This window comes from Vibrio sp. QJM3NY_15 (genome assembly GCF_057785995.1).
The window spans coordinates 3535458-3548143 of sequence record NZ_CM173517.1 but is presented as its reverse complement, the minus strand read 5'-3'; the positions used below and the strand labels follow the sequence as shown (position 1 = coordinate 3548143).

Here is a 12686-nt window from a genome sequence, read left to right as displayed (position 1 = left end):
ACAGCATGAGTAACTTTACCCCTGCGCAACAGCGCAAAGCCCTAGCACTATTAGTTTTGTTCCATTTGATCATTATTGCATCAAGCAATTATTTGGTTCAGCTACCTTTTACCGTCTTCGGTATGCACACCACTTGGGGTGCTTTCACTTTCCCGTTTATCTTTCTAGCGACCGACCTGACCGTACGTATTTTTGGCGCGCAGCTTGCTCGTAAAATCATCTTCTTAGTGATGTTACCAGCGCTGGCCGTTTCTTATTTATTGTCAGTGGTGTTCTTTGAAGGTTCATTCCAAGGATTTAGCCAACTAGGCGAGTTCAACTTGTTTGTTGCACGCATCGCAGCGGCAAGCTTCATGGCTTATCTGCTCGGTCAAATCTTGGATGTACATGTGTTCAACCGCTTACGCCAAATGAAGCAATGGTGGGTTGCGCCAACGTGTTCAACGTTATTCGGTAATGCTATTGATACCATCGCGTTCTTTGCGATTGCTTTCTACCAAAGCCCAGATCCATTCATGGCTGAGCACTGGACTGAAATTGCGTTGGTCGACTACGGATTCAAGCTTATCATCAGCTTAGGTCTATTTGTTCCAATGTACGGTGTGCTTCTAAATTACGTGGTTAAGAAGCTAACCGCTGTGAATCCTGACTTCAAAGCAACGGGCGTTAACGCTTAGCATGTTTGAAACGTCACTGTCTTAGAGCGCCTAGCTTTGAGAGAGTGACGTTATTGTTTCTCTTCTCTTCTCTTCTCTTCTCTTCTTTTGCTTTATTTATTCTCAGTTTGCTTTGCGATTTTTGTTCATGGGTTTTGAAACTGAGGCAGGTTTTGTTGCTGCTTTGGGTAAGATCTTCGTTACGCTTTTTTGTAATAGCAAAGAATTTGGATAGGTAATCACATTACCCTCAGGGTGCTTGAGCAACGTGTGAAACATCCGTATATCTAAAATTTCTCCCTCTATACCATCCCCATCCGCCACAATGATCGAATCTCCAATCCGGTACGGAAATACAAAGAAAATAAGAAAGCTTGCAGTGATGTTGCTGAGTATCGACCATTGAGCAATGAATCCAACGCCGATAACGGTAAACACAGAAGAAATGAAAATAGAGAAGTTACCGTAACCAATCCCACTAACAATGATGTATACCGCGAATAAGAAGCTGAAGTAGGTAATGCTAAAGCAGCGATTAATAAAGGCGGTTCGAGTTGCGTGGACGGTTTTCTTTTCAGCCAATGCTTTGATGGTTTTCTCTGTGGTTCGTTTGAGTAACCAGTACACACAGAAAAATAGAATCGCCAGTAATAATTCGTATTCCTTTAGTGAACTGAAAATGGTCTCAAGATAGCTCGACATTATTACCTCTTTGGTTGCCTCGGAAAACAGTCCGGATTGTAGTTATTCGATTAATAATAGGCTCGCTTCAGCAGCGAAAAGATACGCGGCCGTTGGTTGCTGTTAGATGTCCTTATCTATTATTAACAGTTAAGCACATTACCTATGAGGTGGTTGTAAATTAATCGGCCACTCAACTAGATAGCCAGGTTGTGAGCGGCTTTTTACGTTCAATTCAGCATTAACAGATAATAAAAAACCCTCCTAGAGAGGGTTTAATGATTAGTTCTTAAGAGCCTTGTTAGGTGTTAACGCTCTAAAATAGTCAGTGGCCAGCCAATATCAGTTTGTCGATTGGATTCGATTTCTAGCTCTGCGGCTGTGAGAGGGTTGTCTTGCAGCCATTGCTTTGAGATCGTAAGTGTCAGATTGTCGCCTTCTGTCGTCAGTTGAACTTTAGGTTCCAGTTCAGGAGTACGACGATGGGTAAGCAAAATAGCCAAACGCAGAATACGTAAAATACGCTTGCTGCTCGTACCAGAAACAGCGTGTTGCTCTGGTAGTGAGGTTAATTGCTCACGGTAGCGACGTGCTAACTCACCCAAGTAGTGCTTTTGAGCTCGGGTAAAGCCTGGCAAGTCTAAGTTTTGTAGCAAGTAAGCGCTGTGCTCACCGCCTTTTTTGAAATCAATGGTTAAACCGATTTCATGAAGCTTCGCGGCAGTTTGCAACAATACGCTAGCTTGAGGCTCTGAAACCCAAGTTTCGGCTCCTGCTTGTTCAAACAACGTTTGTGCTAATACAGCCACTTGTTCACCGTAGCTCACGTCCATCTGGTAGCGCGATTGAACGCTTGTCACGGTACGTGCTCGGATATCGTCTTGGCGTAGTTCGTCAACCATCTCGTAGGCTAGGCCTTCACGTAGTGCGCCGCCAGCGAGTGTCATCGAATCAATTTCAAGCAGCTCAAAAATCGCGATAAGAATAGAAAGACCACTTGGGAACACTAATGCACGTTCAAGGGTTAAGCCTTCTATCTCTAGCTCTTCTAAGCGCTCTGTAATCATCGCTTGTTTTTGTAGACGCTTAAGTTTGGCATGAGTAATGACTTCATCCATGCCTTGCGCCAACATGATTTCTTGCAGTGCTTGAACAGTGCCACTGGCACCCACACACACATCCCATCCGATATCAGTGTAGCTATCAAGGATAGGAGCTAACGTAGACTTAGCCGCTTCAATAGCGTTGTCAAAGTTGGTTGCGGTTAATTGGCGATCTTTAAAGTGGCGTTCAAGCCAAGTAACACAACCCATTTTTAGGCTGGTTAAGGCTTTGGCTGAGAAACCTTCACCGATGATCATCTCGGTACTCGCACCACCAATATCAACCACTAGTCGGCGGCCGCTGCCACCAGAAGTGTGTGCTACGCCTTTATAGATAGTCGCAGCTTCTTCTTCACCAGAGATAACATTGATGTCGTAACCGAGTATCTGGTTCGCTTTCTCTAGAAAGATATCCACATTAGTCGCTGTACGCAGGGTTGCGGTACCGACAATGCGGATATTTTCTTTTGGAATATCTTGCAGTCGCTCTGCAAAGAGACTCAAACAGTCCCAGCCGCGCTGCATAGCTTCTGTACTAAGCGCATTATTTTCATTTAAGCCTGCAGCTAAACGCACTTTGCGCTTAATCTTAGCCATGGTTTGAACGCTGCCATCGATATGACGCACAACGAGCATATGAAAACTGTTCGACCCGAGGTCGATTGCAGCGTAAAGCGGGGGTGACACTGTTTGACTCATAAGCGACTAAGCTTCCTTGTTATGACGCGGTTGGCGTGGGCGACGGTTCTGGTTTGGTTTACGGTTACCGTTGCGTGGACCATTGTTGTTTGAGCGACGTTGTTGCGGGTTACGTGTACGTAAGCGCATCGGTGCTGGCAGATCTTCTAGTAGTGCAGAAGCATCGTAGTCAGACATTGGGATAGCGTGCTCAATGTATTCTTCGATTGGTGGCAAGTTGATTGCGTAATCTTCACAAGCAAAGCTGATCGAGTGACCGCTTTCACCAGCACGACCTGTACGGCCGATACGGTGAACGTAATCTTCACAATCGTCAGGTAGGTCAAAGTTGAATACATGTGTTACTTGAGGGATGTGTAGGCCACGTGCTGCAACATCCGTTGCGACAAGCAGGTCAACATCACCTTTAGTGAATTGCTCAAGAATCTTTTCACGTTTCTTCTGAGGAACATCACCCGTTAGCAAACCAACACGGTGACCATCGGCAGCCAAGTGGCCCCAAACTGATTCACATTTGTGCTTAGTGTTAGCGAAGATGATTGCGCGATCTGGCCACTCTTCTTCGATTAACGTTTGTAGAAGAGCCATTTTGTGTTCGTTAGAAGGGTAGAAAAGCTCTTCTTGAATACGGTGACCAGTCTTGCGCTCAGGTTCAACAACGACATGCTCTGGGTTGTGCATGTGTTCGAATGCAAGTTCTTGTACGCGGTAAGACAGCGTCGCAGAGAACAGCATGTTCAGGCGATCTTTAGGTTCTGGCATACGGCGGAACAAGAAGCGGATGTCTTTGATGAAACCAAGATCGAACATGCGATCAGCTTCGTCAAGAACAACAGCTTGAATGTGGTTAAGGTTAAATACCTTTTGTTTGTAGAAATCGATGATGCGGCCAGTCGTACCAATTAAGATATCTGCGCCTTCTTCGATCTTACCTAGTTGCTTGTCGTAGCTCTCGCCACCGTAAGCTAATGCTGCTTTGATACCCGTGCTTTCAACCAGAGAGTCAGCATCGTTGTAGATCTGAATCGCGAGTTCACGCGTTGGTGCCATAATAATCGCACGTGGCTGATTAGGCTTGCGGCCTTCATGCTCAGGTGTTTTTAGCAGGTGGTTGAATGTAGCAGTAAGAAACGCTAGCGTTTTACCAGTACCCGTTTGGGCCTGGCCTGCGATGTCTTGGCCGGTGAGCAGTACCGGGAGCGCCAAGGCTTGGATAGGGGTACAGTAATCGAACCCTTTTTTCTCCAATCCTTCAATGACTTGCGGGAGTAAATCCAAGTCGGCGAACTTTTGCTCTGTGATATGCGTCTTTTTCATTGCTATAGAATATCAGCTTAAGCTTGCAATACGAAAGTAAATACATTCCAATAGGGCATCTATTTACTGGTTATCATCCAACCAGTTCTAAAAAATACATTGGAGTGGAAGATGAGTGATAAGATTTTGCAGCTAACTGATGACGGTTTTGATAACGATGTGATCAACGCTGCAGGCCCGGTTCTTGTTGATTTTTGGGCAGAATGGTGTGGTCCATGTAAAATGATTGCTCCGATTCTTGATGAAATCGCAGACGAGTACGAAGGCAAGCTCACTATCGGTAAATTAAATATCGACCAGAATGCTGGAACTCCACCAAAGTTTGGTATTCGTGGTATTCCAACGCTACTTCTTTTCAAAGATGGCGGCGTAGCAGCAACTAAAGTTGGTGCATTGTCTAAAACTCAACTTAAAGAGTTCCTAGACGCTAACCTTTAATTAGGTGAGCCTTTGAAAAGAAACCGCGCAGTTAACAAATGCGCGGTTTTGTTTTTTCTAAGCTATGGACTAGTCTTAGTTTTAGTGCTAATTTATCGCACGTTAATTGAACGAATTTCTCTTCTTGGTCGATCCTGTGACCAACTCCTTCTTAACTTAAGAAAACAGATCCTATTTTGACTAAACAAACTTCCACCACTATGAATCTTACTGAACTGAAGAACAGACCTGTGTCTGAACTTGTTAAACTTAGCGAAAGCCTAGGTCTTGAAAATCAAGCTCGTCTAAGAAAACAAGACATTATCTTCTCCATCCTTAAAGCGCATGCAAAAAGTGGTGAAGACATCTTTGGTGATGGTGTTCTAGAAATTCTTCAAGACGGTTTTGGTTTCCTGCGTAGCGGCGACAGCTCGTACCTTGCTGGACCAGATGATATTTACGTATCACCAAGCCAGATTCGTCGTTTTAACCTTCGCACAGGTGACTCGATTGGCGGTAAAATCCGTCCACCTAAAGATGGCGAACGTTACTTTGCACTGCTTAAAGTAAATACGGTTAACTACGACAAGCCAGACAACGCTCGTAACAAAATCCTTTTTGAAAACCTGACTCCTCTTCATGCCAACGAACGTATGGTAATGGAAGCGGGTAACGGCGCGACTGAAGATATCACAGCTCGAATTCTTGACCTTGCTTCACCAATTGGTAAAGGTCAGCGTGGTCTGATTGTTGCTCCGCCTAAAGCAGGTAAAACAATGCTTCTGCAAAATATTGCACAAAGCATTGCTCGCAACCATCCTGAGTGTGAACTAATGGTTCTACTTATCGATGAGCGTCCAGAAGAAGTAACAGAAATGCAGCGCCTAGTAAAAGGCGAAGTAATCGCATCGACTTTCGATGAGCCAGCATCTCGCCACGTGCAAGTTGCAGAAATGGTAATCGAGAAGGCGAAGCGTCTTGTTGAACACAAAAAAGACGTGGTTATCCTACTGGACTCAATCACTCGTCTAGCTCGTGCTTACAACACTGTAATTCCTTCATCAGGTAAAGTTCTTACTGGTGGTGTTGATGCGAATGCTCTACATCGTCCAAAGCGTTTCTTCGGTGCGGCACGTAACGTAGAAGAAGGCGGTAGCTTAACTATCATCGCAACAGCACTGGTTGATACTGGTTCTAAGATGGATGAAGTTATCTACGAAGAATTCAAAGGTACAGGTAACATGGAACTGCACCTTAACCGTAAGATTGCTGAAAAGCGTGTATTCCCAGCGATTGACTTCAACCGCTCTGGTACTCGTCGTGAAGAGCTTCTTACGAAGAGCGATGAACTACAGAAGATGTGGATCCTGCGTAAGATTGTTCACCCAATGGGCGAAATCGACGCAATGGAATTCCTTATCGATAAGCTAGCAATGACCAAAACGAACGATGAGTTCTTTGACGCAATGCGTCGTCAGTAGTCTTGATTAGCTGATAGTTATTAAAAAGCGCTGCCTTCGGGTGGCGCTTTTTATTTGCATTTTGTAGCGACAGCTTGCAGAATGACCAAAAGTGTTACAAGGAAGTTAAAATGCAACATGGACTGTTGTCATCATTACTCCTGTCTACTTCACTGTTACTTTCCCCGGTCGGTATGAGCTATGCCACTGAGATGTCTCCAACGACAGTAGAGTCTTGGCTTGAGAATGATCAAGTAAAACTGAAAACTGCTGAATTACTCGAATTTGTCGTACGTGACGAAGTCAATTCGCTGCGCTTTGCACTCGAGCGTCTGACATTTCCTCAGCAAGAGGTGGCTCGTTACCAACTCTTGAAAAAGCTCGAACAGCAAAAAGTCGTACTCACTCCTAAGATGTCTATCTTCATTGAACAGCAACTTGCTATTACGCCAACTTACCAAGTATTGGAGCGTGGCGATGGCTATGAGTTTACGGTACCTGCCTTTAATTACCCTTCGATTGCTAATCGGTTAATCAAACAATGGCGCCAAGACCAAAAGACACTGGTCTTTGTGTTAGATGCTGAGAAGCAAGAGCTCGATTTAAAAGAGTGGTTATCTGGCCCAGAACATCAGGTTCAAGCGCGAGAAGCGCTGTTAATCAGAGAGCTTGATAGCTTGTCCCCTGAAGCCGTTGATTATTTGACTAAGCAACTGACCACTTCGTCTATCGTAAGTTGGTTGCCCTCAACGGAAGTTGTGGTTCGACTGGCACAGGTCAGTGAAGACCCTGAAGTCTACAAAATTCTATGGCGAATGAAGGCCGATTACCATAGCCAAGCAGAGCTGGTGCGCCTTGCTGAAACCAAACAAACGTTCGCGCTTGAACAGGTTATGGCTGCGACTAAGAACCCGCGCTTGAAAGATGAAGCCATCATGTTATTGACCAAGGTGAACCCGCTCTCAGAAGAGGTGAAACAGTTTCTTGTCTCTCGGATGGCGATAGCCGATGAAGCATCGTTGGTTGCTCGTGAGCTGGCAAAACAAGGCCATACTCGCTGGTTGCAAGATCTTGTGAATGATAACCCTCAGGTTAAGAGTTCTTTGATCGAGCAAGCATTACCTTAAAGTGGATTTTGGCTCTCAATAACCTTACTAAAAAGGGGGATCTCAGTGTCGCCCTTTTTGATATACTGAGCGCAGAATAATCAGCATGTAGAAGCCCTATGAGTTTTAAAGATTTACGTGATTTTGTCGACCATCTTGAAAGCATTGGTCAGTTGAAACGCATTTCTCACCCCGTCGACCCAGACTATGAAATGACCGAGATTAGCGACCGTACTCTACGTGCTGGTGGCCCGGCTCTTTTATTTGAAAATCCCGTAGGCTATGACATGCCTGTTTTGACCAATCTATTCGGTACGCCTGATCGCGTAGCCATTGGTATGGGGCGTCAAGAGGTCAAAGAGTTACGCGAAGTAGGTAAGCTGCTTGCTTACTTAAAAGAACCTGAGCCACCAAAAGGCTTTAAAGACGCTATCGATAAGCTGCCTGTGTTTAAGCAGGTCTTAAACATGCCAGCTAAGCGTCTTCGTAAGGCGGCCTGTCAACAAATCGTATGGCAGGGTGATAACGTCGATCTTGATAAAATTCCGGTGATGAGTTGCTGGGCTGATGATGTCGCACCGTTGCTAACGTGGGGTTTAACGGTTACTCGTGGTCCAAACAAGAAACGCCAAAACTTAGGCATCTATCGTCAACAGAAGATCAGCAAGAATAAAATCATCATGCGTTGGTTAGCCCACCGTGGTGGAGCGCTTGATCTACGTGATTGGATGGAAACCAACCCAGGCAAGCCATTCCCTGTATCGGTAGCGTTTGGTGCCGATCCTGCCACGATTCTTGGTGCCGTTACGCCTGTTCCAGATACCTTATCGGAATACGCGTTTGCCGGCTTGTTGCGTGGCAGTAAAACTGAGGTCGTTAAATCAATCAGTAACGACCTAGAAGTGCCAGCGAGTGCTGAAATCGTAATGGAAGGTTACATCGACCCGAATGAGTTCGCAGACGAAGGGCCGTACGGAGACCATACTGGTTACTACAACGAGAAAGAAAAGCATCATGTGTTTACTATTACTCATGTAACCATGCGCGAGAATCCGATCTATCACAGTACCTATACTGGCCGTCCACCTGATGAGCCCGCAGTATTAGGTGTTGCGTTAAATGAAGTGTTTGTTCCTATTCTTCAAAAGCAATTCCCAGAAATAGAAGACTTCTACTTGCCGCCTGAAGGTTGTTCGTACCGAATGGCGGTCGTGACCATGAAGAAGCAATACCCAGGTCACGCTAAGCGAGTGATGATGGGTGTATGGTCTTTCCTACGCCAATTCATGTACACAAAATTTGTATTGGTGTGCGATGAAGATGTGAATGCACGTGATTGGTCTCAAGTGACTGCTGCTATGTGTGAACATATGGATCCGTCTCGTGACAGCCTGATGATAGAGAACACACCTATCGATTCACTAGATTTCGCATCGCCAGTGGTAGGTTTAGGCTCAAAAATGGGTTTAGACATTACTAAGAAGTGGGATGCGGAGTTGGCACTATCACCTGATGCTAAATCTTTACCTATAGATAGTCAGCATGTTGAAGGTTGCCTAGCTGAGCTAACCGAAACCTTCCCTGAAATTATTGATATTCACTTACAGAATGACAATGCGTGCATGGTCGTTGTGTCTATCGATAAACAAGCGGCAGGCAATGGTAAGAAAATCATTGAAGCGGTTTGGTCTCAGTTCGATGAGAACAAGTTTGTCATCGTGTGTGATAGTGACGTTAACGTCAGTGACTGGAATGACATTATCTGGGCGGTGACTACAAGAATGGATCCTGCAAGAGATACGTTCTTCCTGAAAAACCAAACTGGACACTCAAAAATGGGTCTAGATGCGACGAACAAGTTTGAAGGTGAATGCCTACGTGAGTGGGGCGTTCCAATCACTAAGAACCCAGACGTCGTTAAAAAGATTGATAGCATCTGGGAACAACTAGGAATCTCATGAGCTTCCAAGTAGTCTTATACCCAGAAAATATCAGTTTTACCGTAGAAAAAGGGCAAACGGTTTTGGATGCTGCGCTCAACAGCAATATCAATTTTCCAAACCGTTGCCAAGTTGGTGCATGCGCTATGTGCATGTGCAAAAAATTAGAAGGCCAAGTGAGTTACCACCTTGAACCCATGCTCACAGAGAAAGAGCAGCTACAAGGTTGGGTTTTTGCTTGCCAAGCATTTGCAGAAAGTAATTTAGTTCTAACCTTTGCCGATTAAGGGTTAGTGAGAGGAAGAACATGACTATTAAATGTAAAGTGAAATCTATCGAGCCTTTGGCTTGTAACACTTACCAAATCCTACTTCACCCAGAAACACCGGTCGCTTTTAAAGCGGGCCAATACTTGATGGTTGAAATGGGTGAAAAAGACAAGCGTCCATTTTCGATTGCAAGCAGCCCTTGTCGTCATGAAGGTGAGCTTGAGTTACACATTGGTGCAGCTGAGCACAATGCTTACGCTTCAGAAGTTGTTGAGGCAATGAAGAAAGCGCAAGCTGAAGATGGCGACATAGCTATTGATGCTCCGCACGGTGATGCGTGGGTTAAAGAAGAAAGCGATCGTCCTCTGTTACTAATTGCTGGTGGTACTGGCTTTAGCTACGTGCGCTCTATTCTCGATCACTGCATCGCGCAGAACAGTAAAAAAGAGATTCATCTATACTGGGGCGCAAAAGATGAGTGCCAACTGTATGCGAAAGAAGAGCTTGTCGACATTGCAGCAAAACACAGCAATGTACATTTTGTACCAGTAGTAGAAGAAGCACCTGAAGTTTGGCACGGTCAAACGGGTAATGTACTTGAAGCAATCACGCAAAGTTTCGAATCATTAGCTGATTTTGATATCTACATTGCGGGTCGTTTCGAAATGGCAGGTGCTGCAAGAGACTTATTTACTCAGAATAAAGAAGCAAAGCGTGACCATATGTACGCAGATGCTTACGCGTTTATCTAAGAATTCTTTTAGATTTAGAGCAAAAAGAGAGCAGAAATACTCTCTTTTTTCCGTTTAGGTGAACTATTAGGCACTTAAGCTCTATTTATTCATTTTTCATGAAAAAGTAGTTGCTAAGCTGAGAGGGTTCCCTATAATGCGACACCACTGAGACGGCAGACGCCACAAGGCTTCAGCAAGAATCAGTCAGGCGGAAAGCGACAAAAATTAATTTTCAAAAAGTGTTTGACACTGAATGTTAATTCGCTAGAATGGCCGTCCACTTCGAGAGGCTCCTTACTTAAAAGGAACGCTCAACAAGTGAAGCTCTTTAACAATTTAAACCTATCAATCTGTGTGGGCACTCGTTGATGAATATCAAAACGTTATTACTTAGGTAATGACAGTTACTTCGGTAACAAAATGATTTCAATGAACTGAGTGACCAATACGTTTAACTACTTGTAGTTATTCGGCACAGTCAATTCATTACCATTCTGTTGGAATGGTAATAGCTTTAGAATTACATGTTCATTTTCGAATGAATATTAGTTTTGAAGTCAGTATTCGTTGAGTCACAAAATCTTAAATTGAAGAGTTTGATCATGGCTCAGATTGAACGCTGGCGGCAGGCCTAACACATGCAAGTCGAGCGGAAACGACACTAACAATCCTTCGGGTGCGTTAATGGGCGTCGAGCGGCGGACGGGTGAGTAATGCCTAGGAAATTGCCTTGATGTGGGGGATAACCATTGGAAACGATGGCTAATACCGCATAATGCCTACGGGCCAAAGAGGGGGACCTTCGGGCCTCTCGCGTCAAGATATGCCTAGGTGGGATTAGCTAGTTGGTGAGGTAATGGCTCACCAAGGCGACGATCCCTAGCTGGTCTGAGAGGATGATCAGCCACACTGGAACTGAGACACGGTCCAGACTCCTACGGGAGGCAGCAGTGGGGAATATTGCACAATGGGCGAAAGCCTGATGCAGCCATGCCGCGTGTATGAAGAAGGCCTTCGGGTTGTAAAGTACTTTCAGTTGTGAGGAAGGGTGTGTAGTTAATAGCTGCACATCTTGACGTTAGCAACAGAAGAAGCACCGGCTAACTCCGTGCCAGCAGCCGCGGTAATACGGAGGGTGCGAGCGTTAATCGGAATTACTGGGCGTAAAGCGCATGCAGGTGGTTCATTAAGTCAGATGTGAAAGCCCGGGGCTCAACCTCGGAACTGCATTTGAAACTGGTGAACTAGAGTGCTGTAGAGGGGGGTAGAATTTCAGGTGTAGCGGTGAAATGCGTAGAGATCTGAAGGAATACCAGTGGCGAAGGCGGCCCCCTGGACAGACACTGACACTCAGATGCGAAAGCGTGGGGAGCAAACAGGATTAGATACCCTGGTAGTCCACGCCGTAAACGATGTCTACTTGGAGGTTGTGGCCTTGAGCCGTGGCTTTCGGAGCTAACGCGTTAAGTAGACCGCCTGGGGAGTACGGTCGCAAGATTAAAACTCAAATGAATTGACGGGGGCCCGCACAAGCGGTGGAGCATGTGGTTTAATTCGATGCAACGCGAAGAACCTTACCTACTCTTGACATCCAGAGAAGCCAGCGGAGACGCAGGTGTGCCTTCGGGAGCTCTGAGACAGGTGCTGCATGGCTGTCGTCAGCTCGTGTTGTGAAATGTTGGGTTAAGTCCCGCAACGAGCGCAACCCTTATCCTTGTTTGCCAGCGAGTAATGTCGGGAACTCCAGGGAGACTGCCGGTGATAAACCGGAGGAAGGTGGGGACGACGTCAAGTCATCATGGCCCTTACGAGTAGGGCTACACACGTGCTACAATGGCGCATACAGAGGGCAGCAAGCTAGCGATAGTGAGCGAATCCCAAAAAGTGCGTCGTAGTCCGGATTGGAGTCTGCAACTCGACTCCATGAAGTCGGAATCGCTAGTAATCGTGAATCAGAATGTCACGGTGAATACGTTCCCGGGCCTTGTACACACCGCCCGTCACACCATGGGAGTGGGCTGCAAAAGAAGTGGGTAGTTTAACCTTTCGGGGAGGACGCTCACCACTTTGTGGTTCATGACTGGGGTGAAGTCGTAACAAGGTAGCCCTAGGGGAACCTGGGGCTGGATCACCTCCTTATACGAAGATACTTACGATGAGTGTCCACACAGATTGATGGTTTAGATTTAGTTAAAGCCAGAGCTTTAATTAATAACGTAAGTTATTGATTAAAGCTTTTTGCTTTATGCTCTTTAACAATTTGGAAAGCTGACTGATTGATTTACTTACGAGTAATTCAATCAA

10 protein-coding genes and 1 rRNA gene are annotated in these 12686 nt (G+C 45.5%); 8 read left to right on the top strand and 3 right to left on the bottom strand.

Features of this window, described 5'->3' with window-relative positions; all coding sequences use genetic code 11:
* Positions 1 to 5: 5 nt before the first annotated feature.
* Positions 6 to 677 carry a 7-cyano-7-deazaguanine/7-aminomethyl-7-deazaguanine transporter gene (locus tag AC3CKG_RS15995; RefSeq protein WP_009848193.1) on the top strand — a complete coding sequence of 224 codons (672 nt, stop codon included), beginning with the start codon at positions 6 to 8 and terminating at the stop codon, positions 675 to 677.
* Between the two features lie 102 nt (positions 678 to 779).
* Here the strand turns inward: AC3CKG_RS15995 and AC3CKG_RS15990 are convergent, their stop codons facing one another.
* The 3 genes from AC3CKG_RS15990 to rhlB all read right to left on the bottom strand — a co-directional run bounded on the left by AC3CKG_RS15990 (position 780) and on the right by rhlB (position 4456).
* Complete coding sequence (locus tag AC3CKG_RS15990; protein WP_065112062.1) at positions 780 to 1358, bottom strand: mechanosensitive ion channel family protein; 579 nt, start codon at positions 1356 to 1358, stop codon at positions 780 to 782.
* Positions 1359 to 1645: 287 nt separating this feature from the next.
* Positions 1646 to 3139, bottom strand: a complete 1494-nt coding sequence (gene gppA, locus AC3CKG_RS15985) for a guanosine-5'-triphosphate,3'-diphosphate diphosphatase (protein WP_102561041.1) — start codon at positions 3137 to 3139, stop codon at positions 1646 to 1648.
* Between the two features lie 6 nt (positions 3140 to 3145).
* The gene (gene rhlB, locus AC3CKG_RS15980) at positions 3146 to 4456 is read right to left on the bottom strand and encodes an ATP-dependent RNA helicase RhlB (RefSeq protein WP_004736636.1); all 1311 of its coding nucleotides are present in this window, start codon (positions 4454 to 4456) and stop codon (positions 3146 to 3148) included.
* Positions 4457 to 4567: 111 nt separating this feature from the next.
* On the opposite strand from rhlB, the gene trxA reads away from it, so the two are divergent.
* The 7 genes from trxA (at position 4568) to AC3CKG_RS15945 (ending at position 12521) form a co-directional block, all read left to right on the top strand.
* A complete protein-coding gene (gene trxA / locus AC3CKG_RS15975; RefSeq protein WP_010440700.1) occupies positions 4568 to 4894 on the top strand; it encodes a thioredoxin TrxA in 327 nt (108 codons plus the stop codon).
* Positions 4895 to 5094: 200 nt separating this feature from the next.
* Entirely contained in the window at positions 5095 to 6354 is a 1260-nt protein-coding gene (gene rho / locus AC3CKG_RS15970; protein WP_488529252.1) for a transcription termination factor Rho, read from the top strand.
* A gap of 110 nt (positions 6355 to 6464) precedes the next feature.
* Complete coding sequence (locus tag AC3CKG_RS15965; RefSeq protein ID WP_076668516.1) at positions 6465 to 7460, top strand: hypothetical protein; 996 nt, start codon at positions 6465 to 6467, stop codon at positions 7458 to 7460.
* Between the two features lie 98 nt (positions 7461 to 7558).
* Positions 7559 to 9400: a 4-hydroxy-3-polyprenylbenzoate decarboxylase gene (gene ubiD, locus AC3CKG_RS15960; protein WP_488528569.1), complete on the top strand. Its 1842-nt coding sequence runs from the start codon at positions 7559 to 7561 to the stop codon at positions 9398 to 9400.
* A complete protein-coding gene (locus AC3CKG_RS15955) occupies positions 9397 to 9666 on the top strand; it encodes a 2Fe-2S iron-sulfur cluster-binding protein (protein ID WP_102515997.1) in 270 nt (89 codons plus the stop codon). The genes ubiD and AC3CKG_RS15955 overlap by 4 nt, the downstream gene beginning before the upstream one ends.
* Before the next feature lie 20 nt (positions 9667 to 9686).
* A complete protein-coding gene (fre, locus tag AC3CKG_RS15950) occupies positions 9687 to 10400 on the top strand; it encodes an NAD(P)H-flavin reductase (RefSeq protein WP_009848201.1) in 714 nt (237 codons plus the stop codon).
* A gap of 566 nt (positions 10401 to 10966) precedes the next feature.
* Positions 10967 to 12521: ribosomal RNA gene (locus tag AC3CKG_RS15945) — 16S ribosomal RNA — on the top strand.
* The last annotated feature ends 165 nt before the right edge of the window (positions 12522 to 12686 follow it).